We start from the raw sequence: 19,834 nt of genomic DNA on the forward strand, positions 1-19,834 counted from the left end.
GACCCTATTGCACTCGTGCAAGTCTATATTCTTACAATAAAAAATAGGTGGTGAGCAAAATGGATGCACATCGTTCTACTTTCACTGAAACAACACTTCGTAATGCGGCTACTGTGATGGCACCAGACAGGCTAGGGGCTATGCATCAAAATCGAATCAGCTTTGTAAGAAGTTTGGTTCGAAAGATGGCCAGACAAAAATGGAAAGTCAGTAAACATGAATGGCAGCTGTGTCCAAGTGGTTTCGGTCATGTAATTTATAAGCTAGCAACGCCAGACGATGTTTATCACCTAGTTGTATTTTGCGATGAGATTGCCGATGAGGAACGTAATGATCGTGTTATCTCAGAAAAATGGGATGTTACCTTTGCATTAGTAAAAGGGGAGGTGCATGTTGAGCTTTTGGAACAGCTAAGGGCCAATGTGCCACTGCAAGAGGCAGGCCGAAATCCCAACAATGTCATTGTCCTTGCTCGTGCGAACAAGAGTGTCCGAGTCTTTGAATATCTCGTAGCCACACTAGCGAGAGGCGAGCAACCTGACCCCAATGAGCTTGCTGAAGTAGGCTACATACTTCGAACGACAGCGGTCTACGGAAATGGAAAATTTGGCATCGCAGACTTCAAACTGTTAGAGAACAATACCGATTTCAACCAAGCATTTAGTGCGCAAATGTGTGCGGTGTATATATTAAGAGAGTTCAGCCTTGATTGGGTTCATTACCTAGCATTGCAGCAGGGTGGAGATAATGCCATTGCACTCCACAAAGATCTGCAGCGTTACCTTGGCATAGGTAATGCGACAGGTCTGGGTATGGCGCCTTACTTGATAAATCATCCTTGCGTTGTCGATCAATGGATGACGTCCCGTGAGCGTGCTTTTGCACAAGTGCTAGAGATGCCTTGTGAGCCTTACCAAGAAGTGCCACTGAAGACGTTATTGGCGAAAGCGCAGCTTCATCTAGAGCAAGTGAGAACCATCAATGCGCGTCAAGACCAACTCAATAGTCACGCCATAGAGGATCTTCGAACATTGCGGAGCCATCTAAGCAATTTGATGGCAGAACAAGAGCATTGGGCCGGAGTGTTCAAACAATGCACTGTAATGAGTTTGGAAGCTCAAGAAATCCTCACTTCGTGTTTAATCGAGCTTTACCCATCATTGGTCGATGTTTTTGAGACCCAGATGAATAGCGACGAATCGCTGTCAATCTCTGGTGGAAAGAGTGTTAAAGATGTTCTGCAGATTTTGGAGAGCAAATACCGTTGGTCTATTGATGCGGACTATTCACTAGCAGAGAACAACTATTGGTTTTGGTATCGCTCGCAAGACAAAGAGGAGCCAAGATTAGGAGTTCGAGGCGAAGAAAATGGTGAAGATCGTGAGTTGCCGCTCGATATTGGTCGACAAGTAAACCGACTTTACCATGCGCTACGAACATCTCAGCCTGAGACATCATTGGCTGAGTTCCTATTGCAACACCCGCAGTATCGTACGATCACACGTCGCGTATGGACGCTTGGTCATCGCAAAATGGGTGATATTCAAATGAACGTGCTTCGTAAGGATGCGTTGCCAATGCATTTGTTGCGCTGCAAATTAGCCATGTTTGGTGCAACGAAGTTTGATCCAAGATCTGACCGTTGGGTACGCGTGACCTTTTTCCAAGGAGCGCCATTGCTGAATGAAATCAATAACCCTGATTACATGGATACTTGGATTTTCCCAATAATGCCTGCACGAGAGGACATTGTGCGAAGCGACAGCCAAAAAATCGATGGAGGGCGTGCACGGTGATAGTCTCTTACAACGAGTTAGTTGCTGCGGTAAGTAAAGGTTTTCTGGGTATGCAACGTCACTGCGGTGAGGCAGATGTGGTTGCAAATATGGTTGCTGACCTGCAAATGGTTGGTTTGCATGGGGTACGTCACTTCAACAACGCAAGTCTTTTCCTACATTTAGATTCGGACTCAGCTGTCACTATTGAAAGCAATACGGACGCGGCCATTGAAGTGGACTTGCACAATGGCAGTGTTGCCTGTTATTTGCCAGCGGTGTTGGACTTTGCGTTGGAGAAAATGGTGAAAAGTAAGTCCGTCACGGTTACGCTTAAACAATGTCATAATCGTTGGTTGGCATTTAGTGAGTTGGTTCGACTGTCAGCGAAGGGTATTGCCTGCCGTGCTCAATGGATTAATGGGACCAGCCCAAAACGCACCTTGTATGTGCTAAATCGAGGTTATACAGCACCGGAGCTTTTCTTTTCTGATGTTGTTTACGGAGAAAATACGGATTACCACGATATGGTCATCGAGATCTCCATAAATGATTTTGACCTAGTTACCAGCTCGAAAGGTTACGCGATTCATGTTGAAGCTGAAGAGTTGAGTCGTACACAAAAAATGTCATGGGAAAAGGGCATTTTTGTTGAGGATGCTGAATGGGAAACGTTAAAACATACAGCAACCGCGTTCCTTGTCGAGAACAGTGATAGGTCCATTAAGGGGGCTGGAGAATTAGTCTGATACTAGCCATTAATTAAATGAATAAGAAACCACCCTTGGGTGGTTTTTTTATATTAGACTGGATGGTTGCTAGGAAATGGAATAAATGTGTTAATACCATTTGATGTTATTTTCATTCGATTAAATTTTCTTGATTTATATTTGTTGTTTAGAAAATGATTAATTCTTTTAACTGAGGTAAATGTATTAGTATTTTTTGATTTTAAGTGTCATTTATCTTTGATGGTTCGATTAATAACTATTGGTGTTTAATTATATATGATCTTATATCGATTCGGAATAAATCTTACAGTGAATCGAGAAGCACGTCCACACCGAAACGTGATGGCATATACTCAAGTATCATGGATGTAAGGGGACATTCATTCTGAGTTTATGCGTATTGGCTGGATTTTGATATTTTATTATTTAAAATAAAGAGCTTAATATGCTATATTTTTCGCATTGATTAGTGATAAAAATAAAACCTCTCTCTTTCCTCAATCTTTCCAAAATTCGCCACCCATAAAAATAAAAGTAACAATATTTTTCAAAAAAAATTAACTAATGATAAAAATGTATTTTCTTTATTTTATAATTGAGAGTACCTTCGCTGAAAAATTCACGTTTAACAAAATTGTAACAATCAAACTTGCCAGTTTCATTAATTTGTTTAGCGAATGTATCACAACTATATTATTGCTGTTAATTATCGATTTGTGTGTGTTTTTTTCTGATAGATTTAATTTGAACACATCAAGGAGATAGATAAATGATAATTAAGAAACGTCTGATTGCGATCGCTGTTGCAGGTGTAATGACAATGTCAGTACATGCAGGCGAATCAGTCACCATTACTGAGCCAGTAAACTTTTCCACCTTCTCTGGCCTCAACGCACAATTTGGTATCGATTCTGCTTCTAGCTTTGAACAGCTTAAGAGAATTCACCTAGCAAAACGTGGCGTGTACAAAGTCAAGATTCAACAAAATATTTGGGGAGTCCCTGTTTGGGGGCATTCACTGAATGCGACCCAGAGTTTTAAAGGTGGTGCATTGAAAGCAGTGCGAGGCAATTATCTTCGTGTGAATGACATAGAACGCAGCTTCGTTAAGCCGAAGTTGAACCGCCAAGAAGCCTTAAAAGTGGCGTCTAAAAACCTCGAGAAGCAAGGCTTTGCCCCAAGTTTCTTGCGTAATGTCGAGGATGAATTATTCATCTATCAAGATGGTAAGAAGACTCGCTTAGTTTATGTGGTTTCCTATCTGTTGACGAACAGCCTTCAGCCATCCCGACCATTTACCATCTTGGACGCACACAGCGGCGAAATTATCGAACGTTGGGAAGGAATTGCGCATGCTGAAATTGGAACAGGACCAGGTGGTAATGAAAAAACAGGCATGTACGAATACGGTTCGGATTACCACTTCCTAGACGTGCGAGAGGATGGTACTAACTGTGTGATGGAGTCTGAAAACGTTGTCACGATTAATCTCAATGGTGCAACCGATGGCTCTACACCGTACAGCTATGAGTGTCCGCGCAATGAATTTAAGGAAATCAATGGCGCTTATTCCCCACTGAACGATGCACACTACTTTGGCAATATTGTGTTCGACATGTATAAAAACTGGTTCGATACGGCGCCACTGAGCTTCAAGTTGATGATGCGCGTTCACTATGGTTCGGGTTATGAAAATGCGTTTTGGGATGGCAAAGCAATGACGTTTGGGGATGGTGAAAGTTACTTCTATCCATTGGTCAGCCTTGACGTTTCAGCTCACGAAGTTAGCCATGGTTTTACCGAGCAAAATTCGGGGCTGGTGTACGCAAATCAGTCTGGTGGGATGAATGAAGCTTTCTCGGATATGGCAGGGGAAGCCGCTGAGTACTATATGAAAGGTGAAAACGACTGGATGGTCGGCAAAGATATCTTTAAAGAAGATGGCGCACTTCGTTACATGGAAGATCCGTCGCGTGATGGCTCTTCGATTAACCATGCTGAAGATTATTATGATGGATTGAATGTCCACTATAGCTCTGGCGTATTTAACAAAGCTTTTTTCCACCTTGCAACGACGGATGGCTGGGATACGAAGAAAGCGTTTGAACTGTTCGTCATTGCTAACCGAATCTACTGGAAACAAAATAGCGACTTCTGGGAAGGGGCGTGTGGTGTCAAGAGTGCCGCTAATGACCTAGGTTACGATGCTTCTGCGGTTGTTGATGCTTTTGGTATTGTGGGCGTTGAACCGTGTGCGGAGCCACCATTACCACCAGAACCGGAATATCAACGCCTAACAAATGGTGTCTCGGTTACGGTGAATGGCGACACCGGATCTAAAACCTACTTTGATATCGAAGTGCCGGAAAACAAACAGCAGTTGAAGATCACGCTATCTGTGCCGAATGGTGACCCAGATATTTACGTAGGTCTCGATTACGCGCCTTCTTCAACTGAAAACATTTGTACCAGTTTGTCGGTAAGTGATGAAGTGTGTGTGATTGAAAATCCAGAGCAAGGGCGCTACACCATTAATGTGTTTGGTTACGCTGAATACGACAATGCAGAATTGACCGCCACTTACGGTGACAGCGGTACAAACCTTCCTCCGGTGGCAGAGTTTGACCAATCCGTATCTGGCAGAACGGTCCAACTTCACAGCACCAGTAGTGATAGCGACGGCAACATTGTTTCTTACCAATGGAGCCTAGGTGATGGTAATTCGCAAACTGGTGAAACGGTATCACACACTTACGCTGCGGCAGGTGACTACGCGGTAACGTTAACCGTAACGGATGATGCAGGTAGTGCAACTTCGACGACACAAACAGTGACGATCGAAGAAGACCAAACGGATGCGTTCCCACTGAAACTGAGCTTCGGTAACAAGCTGCCAAATAATAAAGCTCGCATCAAGTTATCATGGAGATTCAGCACTGATGATTATTTTATCGTGAAACGCGACGGCCAAAATGTAGGCGCAACAGAGTACCAGACTTACGTTGACCTGTTTGAACATGAAGGCACGGTCGATGTGGAATACCAAGTTTGTACCTCTGGTAACGTATGTTCTGAAACTAAGCGCTACCGTTTTATCACACCAAAAAAATAATTAATACAATAAATTAGGGCTCCCAATGGAGCCCTAATTCGTCATGTACGGCTAGAAAAGGAAAAACAACAAATGAAAAAAAGCTTATTAGCAATGGCAGTGCTCACTGGTTCAGTTGTTGCGAGTGAATCTCCGTTACAACAAGAAGTTTGGATCACGACAGACGCCGATGCTCAGCACTTAGCTATTCAACACGGCGCGATAGTCTATTCTGACTTTTTCGGTGCACGTCCCGCTATCGTTGCTAAAATTTCTCAGGATAAGCTCGCGACATTATCCAGCCACATGCACCACGAAAAACACCGTTGTGGTGGCTATATGGTACATCCAGATGAAGCCAGTGCTACGCAAGCGGCGCTAATGCCGACCACGTTGAAAGCGTTTAGCAAACCTACTATCAGTCATCATGAAACGGTAGAGAGACTCATTAATCAGGTTGAGCCCACTAACTTGGTGAAAACGATTGAAGACATGATGGCTTTTACTAACCGCTTTTATACAACGCCGACAGGCGTAGAAGCTTCTAATTGGTTGTTAGAGCGTTGGCGGAAGGAGGTAGAGGGTGTCGCTTATGCGTCTGTGAGACAAATCCCTCATGCTGGGTTTCCTCAAAAATCTGTCGAAGTGACTCTACAAGGAGCCAAGTACCCAGAAGAAATTATTGTCGTGGGTGGTCATTTAGACTCAACAGTGGGCACTCGGACAGATGAGCAAACCATTTCACCTGGCGCTGATGATGATGCATCTGGTATTGCCACCGTCACAGAAGCGCTTCGACTGATGATCGAAAATGGCGTTCAACCCGATCGCACGATTAAATTCTATGGTTATGCGGCGGAAGAGGTTGGGTTAAGAGGATCTCAGGGTATCGCTCAGCTGCACAAAATCCAAGAAGCCAATGTTCTCTCGGTGTTACAGCTCGATATGACCAACTACAATGGTTCTGCCCATGATATTACGTTTATCACAGATTACACGGACAGTAATTTAACGGCCTTTCTAACGGAGTTGATCGATGAATATGCACCAGAAATCACTTACGAATTTGACCAATGTGGTTATGCATGTTCTGACCATGCATCTTGGCACAATGCCGGCTACCCAGCTGCAATGCCTTTCGAGACTATGTTTGAAGAATACAACCCGAATATTCACACCCAATTCGACACATTAGAAAACGCTGATCCAACAGCAACCCACGCCAGTTACTTCACCAAGCTCGCAGTGGCCTATTTGGTGGAGTCGAGTATGGATAGTGTGGCCATCGTGACGCCTTTACAAGATGGTGAGCCAGTGGAGAATTTACAAGCAGGGTATGGAGAGGAACAATTCTTTAGCTTTGAAACACAAGAAGCAGGGCAGGTGACGATCACTATAACCGGGCCACGAAGCGGAGATGCGGACTTGTTCGTCAAATACAATGACTCAGTGGCATTCAAAAACTTTGACTGCCGCCCATTCCAAAACGGCAGCAATGAGCAATGTGTTCTCAATAAACCAGCGGGAATATTCAATATTATGATCCGTGGCTATCGTGATTTCGATCAAACCAGCATTGTGGCGAATTTTGAAAAAACAACAAACTAACCGTTAGTAGAAGCTCAGAGGTACTGTGTGAGGCTTTAAATAAAATGCCGTTCACCGCCTGGTGAGCGGCATTTTTACAGGGCCGCGTTAAAGCGTTGATTTACAATATTCGACTATCTCTTATTGAGTGGGTAGTTCGTGAACTTTGGAAAAACACAACAAGCCAACACTCATTGCACCAGTCAGATACGCTATTGATTTGGTCGCTTGTTAAACAAAAAAACCAGCGCGTTAAATTTCTATACATTTTTATTGCATAAATTATCAATATAAGTAGTATAACTCTCAAGTGATAATTAATGCAGTATGGCAGCATGACTATTCAGGTTATAAGTATCAATAAGTCTTACGGTGATACCCAAGTTCTACACGATGTCAGTTTTGATTGTGAAAGCGGTGAAACGTTAGTGTTACTTGGTCCAAGCGGTGCAGGGAAGAGCTCTCTACTACGTGTTCTTAACCTTCTAGAAGGAGCGGATAACGGCCAGTTAAACATCGCTGATGACGCATTCGACTTTTCAACTGAAATCAAAGAGAAGCAAGGTTTAGCGCTTCGTCGTAAAGTGGGCATGGTGTTCCAACAGTACAATTTATGGCCACACATGACAGTCATGGAAAATCTGGTCGAGGCTCCGGTAAAAGTCTCTGGCATGAACAAAGAAGAAGCGAAGACGCAGGCAATGCAAATTCTCGCGACGCTGCATTTGGCTGACAAAGCGAATGCATGGCCAATGCAACTTTCTGGTGGTCAGCAACAACGTGTGGCAATTGCTCGCGCACTGATGATGAAACCAGACGTCTTACTCTTTGATGAGCCTACCGCAGCGCTTGATCCTGAAATCACCAACCAAGTGGTCAAGGTCATTAATGATTTAAGCGAAACCGGAATTACACAAGTTATCGTGACTCATGAGGTGGATTTCGCTAAGAAAATTGCCAGCCATGTTCTTTATCTAGAAAAAGGGCATGTTGTCGAGCACGGTACGCGCGACGCATTTGCTAATCCGCAAACCACACAGTTTGCCGATTACCTAAATCACTAAATTACGTTTTTAAAGTTCAGTCTATTTAACAGATAAGCTCGGCTGTCATTGCGAGTGTCAGCCCACTAAGTACACACGGAGTATTGCAATGAAAAAGATTTTACTAGCTTCACTAATCGGCCTTTCTTCTGTAACCATGGCAGCGAACGCAGCAGCACAAGAAGAGATCAAATTTGCGATGGAGGCGACTTACGCACCGTTCGAATACATGGATGAAAACAACCAAATCCAAGGTTTTGATGTGGATCTGGCGAACGCACTATGTAAAGAAATGGAAGCACAATGTACCTTCCACAACCAATCTTTTGACAGCCTGATCCCTGCATTAAAATTCAAGCGTTACGATGCGGCTATCTCCGCAATGGATATTACTGACGCGCGTTTGAAGCAAGTGAACTTTTCTGCCCCTTACTACGACAACTCAGCAGCGTTTGTTTCTATCAAAGAAAAAGTTGCTGATCAGAAAGCACTAGAAGGTAAGCGTGTTGGTGTTCAAAACGGTTCAACACACCAAAGTTACCTGATTGAGCAAATGCCGGGCGTAACCGCGGTTCCTTACTCAAGCTACCAAGACGCATTCATCGATATGAAGAGCGGTCGTATTGATTCTGTATTTGGTGATACAGCAGTCGTAGCAGAATGGTTTAAGAAAGAAGATAACCTAGCATACGTGGGTGAGCACGTCACTAACCCTAAATACTTCGGTAATGGTTTCGGTATCGCAGTAAACAAAGGTAACGACGAGCTAGTGAGCAAACTGAACACGGCACTGAATAAAGTGAAAGCGAACGGCGAATACGACGTAATCTACAACAAGTACTTCGGTAAGTAATATGGCATTAACGGGTTATTCTTTATCGCTTGTTCATGCTAGCTGGATGACTGTCCAGCTAGCCTTCGCAAGCCTTTTAGTCGGTTTGGTTCTGGCAGTGGCATTCGCCAGTGGTGAAATGTCTCGCCGCGTTATCGTTAAATGGCCAATGACGGTGTTTGTGACGATTGTGCGTGGCTTGCCAGAAATCCTTGTTGTGTTGTTCATTTATTTTGGTTCGACGCAGGTTTTGTTTTTAGTCACCGGTGACTTTATTGAGGTTAGCCCGTTCTTGTCTGGTGTAGTGGCATTGTCGTTAATCTTCGCCTCTTACGCTTCTCAAACTTTGCGTGGTGCGCTGAAAGCCGTGGGAAGAGGGCAGAGCGAGGCAGCAAGTGCTCTCGGCATAAGCCAAACGCAAGCTTTTGTTTGTATTGTTTTACCACAAGCAATAAGGCATGCGCTACCTGGCTTAACAAATCAATGGTTGGTTCTGCTCAAAGATACCGCGCTTGTTTCACTGATTGGTGTAACGGACTTGTTGAAGCAAGCTCAGTTAACGTCAGCCGCCACGCACGAGGCCTTTACATGGTACGCAACGGCCGCTGCAATTTACTTAGTAATTACGCTTGTTACGCAGCGCGTCGTAAAAATGATTGATAAGAAGTTCTCAATTCAAGGCATAAGCATGGGACAGGAGGCGACCGCATGAGTGAACAACACGTTTGGCAAATGTTGGCTGGCTTAAGTACCAGCCTTCAATTGACGGCTGCTTCTCTGGTTGTGGGATGTATTCTTGCTTTGATGATGACGCTGACTCTGATTCTACGTACTCCGGGTTTGCATTGGGTAAGTCGTGGCATCATCACCTTGTTCACTGGTACGCCTTTGTTGGTACAAATCTTCTTGGTGTACTACGGTCCGGGTCAGTTTGATGCCGTAAGAGAAAGTGTATTCTGGACGTGGTTAAGCCAACCTTGGTTCTGTGCGATGTTAGCGTTAGCGCTTAATACTGCGGCGTACAGTGCTCAGTTGTTCAAAGGGGCGTTTAATGCGATTCCTTCTGGCCAATGGCAGGCGTGTCGTGCCCTGGGGATGGGCAAAATCGCAACGTTAGGCGTGCTACTGCCATACGCCATTCGCCGAGCTGTTCCAGCTTACTCGAACGAAGTGATTTTGGTCTTCAAAGGTACGTCATTAGCCAGCACGATTACGATCATGGATCTGATGGGTTACGCGCAGCGCATTAATGCACAAACTTACGATACGTTGACGGTATTTGGTATTGCGGGCGCATTTTATTTAACGGTAAATGGTGTGCTAACTCTCATTTTCCGTCAGGTAGAGAAGAAAGCATTGGCGTTCGAAGCCGCATAAATCTTCAATCAAACACTCATCATTTAGTTCCACAGTGCCTCTGCAAATGACTCTCTAGCAGGGGCATTTTTTATATTCGTCATGGCAAATTCCTCAAGTTCCGCCAAACTTAACTCAAAACTTTTCGATTGGTGACATTATGGAACGACGACACTTTTTAGCGCTGTGGACATTGTTGTTCGCACCCTCTTTAAAAGCGAAAACACCAATGCGGCCGACGCCAGCACAAACAGAAGGGCCATTTTATCCAGTAGTCAACATTCCTCTTCGTCAAAACTTGATTCTGCAATCAGAGGGCTTGGTCGGTGAACCTATCGTGTTGCAAGGCAAAGTCGTAGATACAACAGGAAACCCAGTTTCAGGCATCAAGGTAGAAATCTGGCAATGTGATGGGCAGGGGATTTACGAGCATCCTAAGCAGCCAAATAACGATAAGTTTGATGCTCACTTTGCAGGCTTTGGCGCAGTCGAAACTCAATCGGATGGTCGCTACTTATTTCAGACCTTATACCCCGTGCCTTATGCCTCTCGCCCACCGCACATTCACGTTAAGTTGTGGCGGGATAACCAAGAGCTGCTGACCACTCAGTTATACTTAAAAGGCAATACTGGTGATGAGTGGTGGGGTGGCAAAGCCCGTGATCATCTACAGTTTGAGACTATACGAATCGACGGGCGCTTAACGGGCGCATTTAACTTTGTGATTGGCTAGCTAATCCGGTTAAGCCATTAACTCAACCAATTGCGCCAAGCATTCTTTATCCAGTATTGGATGAGGCTCAACCCCCGTGACTAAAACGATATCCACGGAAGGTAGCGATGGCATATCGTTTAAGATCTCGAGATCATCGCTAACGCTAATACTGCCCATAGCACCGATAGCCATGCCTGAACGTACAATCGCTCGTTGTGCAGAGGCCGTATTGCAACACGCCAGTAGTTGATAAGGGATACCACGTTTGGTTAATCCGTCTACCGCTGCTGCGTGGTATTTACAGTCGGTTTGGAATAGGGCGAGAGGGAGAGGTTGGGCGTGCTCGATGTAAAAATCAGGGTGAGCAATCCACACGCCTTTGTCACTTGCTAGCCAGTAACCTTCTTCACTGTCTGGTGCTCTCGTCACAATCGCCGCGTCGAGCTTTCCTTCATCGAGTTTTTCTCTCAAGGTGATGCTTGGCTCACTAAAGACTTGAATCGAACACGTGGGTTCAGACTGCTGTAATACGCGGATGACTTTAGGCAGGATATTGTCGTTGTAATCTTCTGGGCAACCTAAGCGAAGAGGACGCTTATTTTCATAGCGTTTCACCTGTTTCAGCGCTTGATTGTGTAAGCTGACAAGTTGCTCTGCATGAGAGCGTAGTGCCAATCCCGCTTCACTTAAGACAAGATTGCGACCTTCTTTTTCAAATAAGCTGACACTGAGCTCGTCTTCCAGCTTACGCATTTGTGCACTAAATGCTGATTGGGTGCGATTGATCTGCTTGGCAGCACGAGTGAAACTTCCCGTTTCTACAAAAGCCAGAAAGCTGCGCAACGCATCGATATCCATATCTAAAACTCATCCATCGTTTTTGTTGAAGTGTTCCATCAAAACTATCCGTTAGTCCTCTTAAATACAATCAGATATTGTGAATGGGTAATCAAAACACGAACCGCATGGAGGCGTCATGAAACTGTTTATTGCTAACCAAAACTACTCAAGCTGGTCACTTCGCGCATGGCTGATCTTTTCTCAATTCAAACTGGATGTGGAAGTCACCAAGCTCAAGTTATTCACGGAAGATTTTTATAAGACCTTGGAAGATATTACACCAACGGCGAAAGTACCGGTCTTGATGGATGGCGATGCAACCGTGTGGGATTCATTAGCGATTTTGGAATACGTAAACGAGCAATACTTGCAAGGTAGAGCATGGCCAAGCAACTCCGCAGTACGGGCTAAAGCACGCGCCATCGCTTCAGAAATGCATTCAGGTTTCTTTGATTTAAGAAACGAACTCCCAATGAATATCTGCGCGCGCAGAAAAGTCGATTTAACTGAAGGTGCACGTAAAGATATTGCTCGCATTGACGCTATTTGGGCAGAACAAGCCATGCTGCATCCGAATGGTTGGCTATTTGGAGAATGGTCAATCGTCGATGCCATGTATGCACCAGTGGCATTGCGTTTCCAAACTTATGGCATCGAGTTATCGGAAGGTGCCAAAGCTTACCAACAAAAGGTGCTAGCAAGTGAATCTTTACAGCAATGGTTGGAAGAGGCGAGCCAAGAAACGGATATCGTAGAAGAAGATGAAGCAGGGGTAGAAGTTTAACGGTACTAGAGCCTCACTCGATGGGAGGCTCTATTCAAAAATACCTTATTTACTTTTCATACATTGAAGTACTTCTGTTCGCTCGAAATGATTTTTTTCTGCGTAGGTCCCTATTAAACACCCTGTATAAAAGAGAAAAGCATTTTTCAGAGCGTCTTTACTGTCAAATTTGTCCTTTTGTTTTTTGATTTCTCGTGCCATTAATGACTGGCAGCTCTCGGTGTAAGGCTCAAGAGCTTGTTTACATTTACTAGTACTATCGAACCCAAAACAGCGCTGAAAGGCGGTTTCTTTACAAACATAACTAGAACCTTTGCTGAATAAGTTTTGCATGACCAGAGCTTCCTTGATTGAAGTGAGTTCTTTCGGATCATCCATATTGACTAGCTGGAAGGCTTTTTTTGCCACCACGCTATCGCGGTAAAGTATCTCGAGTTGCCAACGGCCAGACACCAGCTCGCTTTTATCGCCGAAATACCACATCGCGAGGTTACGATCATGCTTAAACATGGTGTCAGGCCAAGTGGATTCGGTGAACCCTTTGCCTGTTTTAGGATCGACAATCTTTGGATGTGTCATCCGGACGGTGATTGGGAATTTGTTGGTTTTTGCAAGGCTAGGCTCTACTTCACCCTGCGCATTCTTGGGCAACGTAACCGAGTATCGAAAGCCAATGTATTGGCCGAGTTTTGGCATCACCATTTGTGTTGGAGTCACGGTGTACTCTTTTCCCTCTTGCGTTATTACACCACCTTCAATAATGCTGACACGAGGAGATAGTAGGTTTGAGATGTTTTTCTCTTCGCTTGCTTGAGAGGTCGTCGTTAGAGCAGCGGCATAAGGTGAACCCTCGACTGAAAACAGAACAAACTCATGACCTTTAGCCAATGTAATATCATAAAGTGGGTTGTTGAATGCTATGAACTTCTTCAAGGCCAGTTGTTGAGTCAGATCCAGTTTGGTCAATTTATTATTGTTTAGCTCGAGTGATGTTAAGTTTGGGTTTTTACCCAATTGGAATTCGGCTAACTGGTTGTAGTCTGCTTTAACTTCTTGCAACTGTGTCTGTTGGCTTAAGTCCAAACTGGTGAGCTTATTATTACGCACGTTAAGGTGCTTAAGATTCGCGTTTTTCGATAAATCAATCTCTTGCAATTGGTTTGATTGAAGAGATACGTGCGAAAGCTTTGGGTTATGGTTTAAGTCGATCGTAGTTAGGCTGCCACTTCCAAGAAAGAGCGTCTTTAGTTCGGAGTTTTGGCTAACGTTAAGTTCTGTCAGTTTATGGGCACTGAATCCAAGGTCACGCAACCGTGATAGATGGCGTATGTCTATTTTTGCAATAGGCATTTTGTAGGCGTAGAGACTTTTCAGCTTCAAGTTCTTATTGATGTTGAGCTGCGTCAGGTTGTTTTCTGAAATAGTCAGAGTTTCAAGCTCTGGGTTATGAGAGAGGTCGATATCTGTCAATTGGTTGTTCGCCAAGATCAGGCGTTTGAGCTTTGGATTATTTGTAGTATCGACGCTTTTAATATTGTTATTTAGGAGAATCAAGTCTTCTAGTACAGGGAAATATTTAATTTCTTCCACAGAGGTAATGTTATTGTTGGAGCAGTCGAGTTCGGTCAAAATATTTGGTGAAGACGCTTCGTAGCCAGAAAAGCAATCAGCAAAGTTTGGGTCGACAAACTGAATGTCACCAATGGTTTCTGGAGTGGAACCATACGCAAAACCGGATAACGCCAATCCACTTGTTGCCATCACCATTTTACCGGATAACCAGATTAGGTTTACCACTGACGCCTTCATATATTAATCCTTTTCGAAGTATTTTCTTTTTAGTTTTAGGCGCTCAATTGCCTTGCCGTTAGTGAATACTGTTTCGACAATGAATAGAGCAACAATGAATAGTTCTGCAGCAGTTTACGCAATCTCTCAAAATAAAACTGTAGGTAAACTACCGGAAATACAAGTTTTTTCATCTAAGTTTGTCGAATGATGATGAAGATAACGTCGGTGGGAGGGGGGTACTTAGAAAGCAAATAAAGTAGCGATGTATAGTGCAATGGGTTATAGGCAACACCTGCATTTTTGGAGAACTATCTGACCGTGATGAAAGTTGGTTATGTGACTCTTAGAGATGAGTTATAAAGACTTGAGACATAAAAATACGGAGTACAGATATCAGCGATAATATCCGTACTCCATAGGCTTAATACTTTTTAAGTGGAGTAAATGTAGTTAAGTTCGTTTTGACTAATTCCGTTGTGGTTGCGTCATTGCATCAACTACCAGCTCGGTACTAAAAGAGCTGCCTTTTGTCGCTGGGAACTCTTTATAGTTACTATTCATGTATTAAACCACTTCGGTTTGCTTGAAATGATTTCTCTGCATCGCTTGCCACTAATAAATGCTGCTTTATTACTCTCAGGGTGTGTCATCGCATTAGTGGATTCTAGTGCTGCGCTCTCTTCGCCTCCTTTATTCCTCTCTGTCATGCGAAGATTTGACACTACGCTGATCGTTTACTGAAAGCAAAATAACGATGGACTCAAGTGGCTGTGCTTAAAATTTATGGCTCTTGAATTCAAGAACTATCGATACAGATGTTCATCAGTGTGTTAGTCTTTCTCAAAGTTGAGAACGCTACCCGCAAAAACGAGAGCTGGGCTAAATTGAGCCGTAGTAATCATATCGTTTACTGATATATATATCTTAATAGCACCGATGAGGTTGTTAAGTGTCAACTTTTCTTAGACGAAAGGCTGAGTGCTTAATACTGAACACATATCCCATTAACTAGGTTTTGCATGTTTGCGAATAGTAAGAAAAACTCAAAGTATCTGATCTTGCTCTCTTTTCTTCCAAGCTTTTTCGCATTGGCGTTCTTGTATTTCAATTTAGGACAGTCACTTAGCGAACAGGCTAAGTTGAAAGCGCTGAGTGTGGTTGAAGAAGTTGATCAGATTCTTGAATTTGGTGAAAAAGCGAACCAAAAAGCCTTGATGCTCCTTGAGAACCCAAGTAACTGCGAGGCCCAAAGTCTAGCTTTACGACAACTGGTCGCGACAGTCCCCTATGTGCGAACTGAAAACTTAGCGAAAAACAAGATTGTTTACTGTACTTCCATTTGGGGAGAAAGCCACTACAAGTATGATCCCGCAGACTATATTTCTGGGCGTTTACGCTTAATGCGAGGCAGCAAAGTGGATGCTAAACATCCGCTTATTGTAGTCAGGACTGAGTTGGATGAAAATGCCGCGTTTAGTGGCATAGATAGCTTGTACTTAAGGCAGTTGTTAGAGCCTCAAGATAAGTTACGCTCAGTCCTATCGGTGGGCGATAAATGGCTCGATAGTAAAGAGCTTGTACTTAAAGTGGACCCGACGGAAAAGCTTATCGGTTGGCACAAAGTGTTGTCCACTAACTTTCCTTATAGCGTGTTCTCAGGTTTTGATTATTCTAGTATGCCCTCTGCGTTTTGGAATAAAGATAAACAACATATTATTGTGATCTTAGTGATTCAGATGCTATTCGCACTCTATCTTCTTTGGTTATCAAGGCGTCCATCAAATTTATATCTAGAAATAGAAAGGGCGATGGAAAACAATGAGTTTGTTCCTTATGCGCAACCTATTTTGAATAGCATAAGCAGAGAGATTCAAGGAATAGAAATCCTGTTACGATGGCAGCACCCAGTCCAAGGGGTTGTGGGCCCGGACCTTTTCATTCCTAAAGCAGAGCAGTCCGGTTTGATTATCCCTATCACGCACCAATTGATGAGACAGGCAGCACAGGAAATTAGTTTGTGGAAGGACAAGTTACCGAAACCTTTTCACGTCGGCATCAACATATCACCGCAACATTGCTCGAAACAGACGCTTGTCAGTGTTTGCCAAGAGTTCATCGATATTGTTGATTCTGAGGACGTTAACTTGGTCTTGGAACTCACGGAGAGGGAAGCGCTAAATTACTGCGATTTAACTGATGAAATATTTACTCAATTAAAAAACATAGGGTGCAAAATCGCGATAGATGATTTTGGTACAGGTCACTCATCTCTGGTCAATTTACGTAAAGTGGATCTGGATTATCTTAAAATTGATCAAACCTTTGTAAGAGACATTGGCGTTGATACGATTACTGGGCACCTACTGCAAAATATGATTACTTTGTCTCATAATCTGTCTTTGGATGTGGTCGCTGAAGGGGTAGAAACAGAGTCTCAAGCGGATTACCTTAGAGATAAAGGGGTAAGCTATCTACAAGGTTTTTTGTTTGCCAAGCCTATGTTGCTTAATGATTTTTTGAGCTCGGAGTTAGGTTCTTAGTTGGTCGAAGTAATTAACGAGCGCAATAGCGCATAAATAATGCGTGGGTACTTTGTTTGTCACATGTTTTGATAACTTGGTCCACCGCCGCCTTCTGGTGCTTTCCATGTGATGTTCTGCGACGGATCTTTGATGTCACATGTTTTGCAATGTACGCAGTTGGTGGCGTTAATTTGAAATATTCGTTCGCCTTCAACTTCCACCACTTCATAAACACCCGCAGGACAGTAACGCTGGCTAGGTTCGCCAAACTTCTTCAAATGCACCTGAATCGGAATATGAGGGTAAGTGAGATGTAAATGGCATGGCTGATTTTCCTCGTGCTGTGTTCCGGATAAAAACACCGATGAGGGCTTATCAAAGCTTATGATGCCATCAGGTTTTCCATACTCAATGGGGTGGCATTCGTCACTCTGTTTTAATTGTTCATGATCGGGCGAGAGATCGTGCATTGTCCAAGGCATTGGTCTCTTTACTAGAGGCTGCCAGATATTATGCTCAAACGTCGAAAGAGCGCCGCCAAGCAGATTGCCAAACTTATGAATATTAGCACCAAAGTTGCGGGTCTCGCTGAGTTCTTCATATAGCCATGAATCTTCAAACTTGGTTTGGTAATCCGGCTCAGAATTGGTTTGCGTGAATGCTTCGATAATGGCTTCTGCAGCCAACAAACCGGATTTCATTGCGGTATGGCTGCCTTTGATTTTAGCGACATTTAAGGTGCCCGCATCACAACCAATCAATATACCGCCGGGGAATTGTTGTCTTGGCAAAGAAGAGAGTCCGCCTTTGGCAATGGCCCTTGCGCCGTAAGCGATTCTTTGAGCGCCTCTCAAATATTTTTCGATTGCCGGGTGATGCTTAAAGCGCTGAAATTCGTCAAACGGGCTTAAGTGAGGATTGCTGTAATTTAAATCGACAATTAGCCCGACGGCAATTTGATTGTTCTCCATATGATAGAGAAACCCGCCGCCTGTGGTGTTGGATTCACTCAGTGGATACCCTGCAGAATGAATCACGCTGCCCGATTGCTCTTTGGCGTTTGCTGGTAACTCCCAAATCTCTTTAAGCCCGAGTGCATAATGTTGCGGCTGTTTACCATCGTCTAAACCAAATCGTTGGATGAGTTCTTTACCAAGATGACCTCGGCATCCCTCGGCGAATACTGTGTATTTGGCTTTTAACTCAATACCTGCTTCAAAATTGGGTTTGGGCTTTCCTTGTTTGTCTAAGCCCATATCAGAGGTATTGACGCCGGTGACTGTGCCAGATGCGTCATAGTTAAGCGTCGAAGCGGCGAAACCCGGATAAACCTCAACCCCCAGTGATTCCGCTTGTTTTGCTAACCAGCGACATAAGTTCGCTAGGCTTATAACGTAGTTATTTTCGTCGTTGTGCATTGGATTTGGCGTAAGAAAGTGGGGAACACGAACGTGATTTAGTTCAGTCGTTAGGTATAAGAAAGCATCGTTTGTGACGGGTGTGGAAAGAGGTGCGCCCATGCAACGCCAATCGGGGAAGAGTTCATCTAATGCTCGTGTATCGAATACCGCTCCGGATAAGATATGTGCGCCAACTTCTGAGCCTTTTTCTACCACACAAATAGAAAGTTGCTCACCTTCACGCTCTTGGTTGAGCTGTCCTAAGCGGCATGCGGCACTCAACCCGGCTGGACCGGCGCCAACGATTAACACATCAAATTCCATGCATTCTCGTTCCATTACACTTCTTCCTTTTTAAGAACCCTTTATTTGTTTGTTAGGTGCTTCTTTTAATAAACAGCGCTCGTATAAAACTATAGTCCAGTTGACGTAAACGTAAACTAAACTAAGCTCAAATGGTAACGTCAAACGGCGTGATAAGATCTTTAAGTGACAGGGTCATAATTTGGCTTTTTGCAAGCAACATGCTGAAAATTAGACCTTTAATCGAGATCTTTAACACGTATAACCCATTTGCTAGGACGCGTATCGCGTAAGCGATCTGCTAGGAGGGAATGTGAAAGTACTGGTTGCGATCAAACGCGTAATTGACCCTTATGTGAAAGTAAGGGTGAAATCGGATGGTTCCGGTGTGGAAACCAATAACGTAAAAATGACGATGAATCCATTCTGTGAAATTGCAGTGGAAGAGGCGGTACGTTTAAAAGAATGCGGCATTGCCGAAGAAGTATTGGTGGTGTCGATTGGAGACGCTAGTTGTCAGGAACAATTACGTTCAGCATTGGCATTAGGCGCGGATCGTGCGATCCATATTAATGTAGATCTGCCCCCTGAGCCTCTTGCAGTTGCGAAGTTACTCAAAGCCGTTATGCAACAAGAGCAGGCAAAATTGGTGCTTTTGGGTAAGCAGTCGGTCGATACAGACAATAACCAAGTCGCTCAAATGTTAGCAGCACTGACGAATCGTCCACAGGGTACGTTTGTATCGGAAGTGAAAGTTGAAGGAGAGACGGTTTTGATCACCCGTGAAATAGACGGTGGACTAGAAACGCTCAAACTGGATTTACCTGCAATTATTAGTACGGATTTACGTCTGAATGAACCGCGCTATGCGTCTTTGCCGAATATTATGAAGGCGAAGAAGAAACCGCTATCGGTAATGACGGCAGACTGCTTTGGCGTGAGTGTTGAGCGTTCTCAGCAAGTTCTGGAGGTTATGGCGCCACCAGTTCGCGAAGCAGGCGAAATGCTTGCTAGTGTGAGTGAGTTAGTCGACAAACTCAAAAATGAAGCTAAGGTGATTTAGG

At 44.0% G+C, this 19,834-nt stretch carries 15 protein-coding genes; 12 read left to right on the plus strand and 3 right to left on the minus strand.

Annotated elements, in window-relative coordinates:
- Positions 1-59 precede the first annotated feature (59 nt).
- The 9 genes from AND4_RS01500 to AND4_RS01540 all read left to right on the plus strand — a co-directional run bounded on the left by AND4_RS01500 (position 60) and on the right by AND4_RS01540 (position 11,148).
- Positions 60-1,796, plus strand: a complete 1,737-nt coding sequence (locus tag AND4_RS01500; RefSeq protein ID WP_009841107.1) for a hypothetical protein — start codon at positions 60-62, stop codon at positions 1,794-1,796.
- Positions 1,793-2,524, plus strand: coding sequence for a DUF3726 domain-containing protein (locus tag AND4_RS01505; RefSeq protein WP_009841108.1), 732 nt, complete (start codon positions 1,793-1,795; stop codon positions 2,522-2,524). Before AND4_RS01500 ends, AND4_RS01505 begins: the two co-directional genes overlap by 4 nt.
- A gap of 751 nt (positions 2,525-3,275) precedes the next feature.
- Positions 3,276-5,618, plus strand: a complete 2,343-nt coding sequence (locus AND4_RS01510; protein ID WP_009841109.1) for a M4 family metallopeptidase — start codon at positions 3,276-3,278, stop codon at positions 5,616-5,618.
- A 72-nt stretch (positions 5,619-5,690) separates the two neighbouring features.
- Positions 5,691-7,205: a M28 family metallopeptidase gene (locus tag AND4_RS01515; RefSeq protein ID WP_009841110.1), complete on the plus strand. Its 1,515-nt coding sequence runs from the start codon at positions 5,691-5,693 to the stop codon at positions 7,203-7,205.
- A 314-nt stretch (positions 7,206-7,519) separates the two neighbouring features.
- A complete protein-coding gene (artP, locus tag AND4_RS01520) occupies positions 7,520-8,248 on the plus strand; it encodes an arginine ABC transporter ATP-binding protein ArtP (protein ID WP_086026770.1) in 729 nt (242 codons plus the stop codon).
- Positions 8,249-8,336: 88 nt separating this feature from the next.
- Positions 8,337-9,080 (plus strand): arginine ABC transporter substrate-binding protein, encoded by a 744-nt coding sequence (locus tag AND4_RS01525; RefSeq protein WP_009841112.1) that lies wholly within the window; start codon positions 8,337-8,339, stop codon positions 9,078-9,080.
- A gap of 1 nt (position 9,081) precedes the next feature.
- The gene (gene artQ, locus AND4_RS01530) at positions 9,082-9,771 is read left to right on the plus strand and encodes an arginine ABC transporter permease ArtQ (RefSeq protein ID WP_009841113.1); all 690 of its coding nucleotides are present in this window, start codon (positions 9,082-9,084) and stop codon (positions 9,769-9,771) included.
- Positions 9,768-10,436, plus strand: coding sequence for an arginine ABC transporter permease ArtM (gene artM / locus AND4_RS01535; RefSeq protein ID WP_009841114.1), 669 nt, complete (start codon positions 9,768-9,770; stop codon positions 10,434-10,436). The genes artQ and artM overlap by 4 nt, the downstream gene beginning before the upstream one ends.
- A 139-nt stretch (positions 10,437-10,575) precedes the next feature.
- A complete protein-coding gene (locus AND4_RS01540; RefSeq protein ID WP_009841115.1) occupies positions 10,576-11,148 on the plus strand; it encodes a protocatechuate 3,4-dioxygenase in 573 nt (190 codons plus the stop codon).
- A gap of 9 nt (positions 11,149-11,157) precedes the next feature.
- Here the strand turns inward: AND4_RS01540 and AND4_RS01545 are convergent, their stop codons facing one another.
- Positions 11,158-11,988 (minus strand): LysR family transcriptional regulator, encoded by an 831-nt coding sequence (locus tag AND4_RS01545; RefSeq protein WP_009841116.1) that lies wholly within the window; start codon positions 11,986-11,988, stop codon positions 11,158-11,160.
- A gap of 118 nt (positions 11,989-12,106) precedes the next feature.
- Between AND4_RS01545 and AND4_RS01550 the strand changes: the two genes are divergently transcribed.
- A complete protein-coding gene (locus tag AND4_RS01550; RefSeq protein ID WP_009841117.1) occupies positions 12,107-12,754 on the plus strand; it encodes a glutathione S-transferase family protein in 648 nt (215 codons plus the stop codon).
- A 45-nt stretch (positions 12,755-12,799) separates the two neighbouring features.
- Here the strand turns inward: AND4_RS01550 and AND4_RS01555 are convergent, their stop codons facing one another.
- Positions 12,800-14,563 carry a DUF3859 domain-containing protein gene (locus tag AND4_RS01555; RefSeq protein WP_009841118.1) on the minus strand — a complete coding sequence of 588 codons (1,764 nt, stop codon included), beginning with the start codon at positions 14,561-14,563 and terminating at the stop codon, positions 12,800-12,802.
- Positions 14,564-15,564: 1,001 nt separating this feature from the next.
- Here AND4_RS01555 and AND4_RS01560 point away from each other — a divergent pair.
- Entirely contained in the window at positions 15,565-17,085 is a 1,521-nt protein-coding gene (locus AND4_RS01560) for an EAL domain-containing protein (RefSeq protein WP_009841119.1), read from the plus strand.
- Between the two features lie 59 nt (positions 17,086-17,144).
- Here AND4_RS01560 and AND4_RS01565 read toward each other — a convergent pair whose 3' ends face one another.
- Positions 17,145-18,806, minus strand: coding sequence for an electron transfer flavoprotein-ubiquinone oxidoreductase (locus AND4_RS01565; protein ID WP_009841120.1), 1,662 nt, complete (start codon positions 18,804-18,806; stop codon positions 17,145-17,147).
- Positions 18,807-19,083: 277 nt separating this feature from the next.
- Between AND4_RS01565 and AND4_RS01570 the strand changes: the two genes are divergently transcribed.
- Positions 19,084-19,833 (plus strand): electron transfer flavoprotein subunit beta/FixA family protein, encoded by a 750-nt coding sequence (locus AND4_RS01570; RefSeq protein WP_009841121.1) that lies wholly within the window; start codon positions 19,084-19,086, stop codon positions 19,831-19,833.
- Position 19,834: the final 1 nt, after the last annotated feature.

The sequence above is a fragment of the Vibrio sp. AND4 genome, assembly GCF_000171815.1.
GTDB lineage: Bacteria > Pseudomonadota > Gammaproteobacteria > Enterobacterales > Vibrionaceae > Vibrio.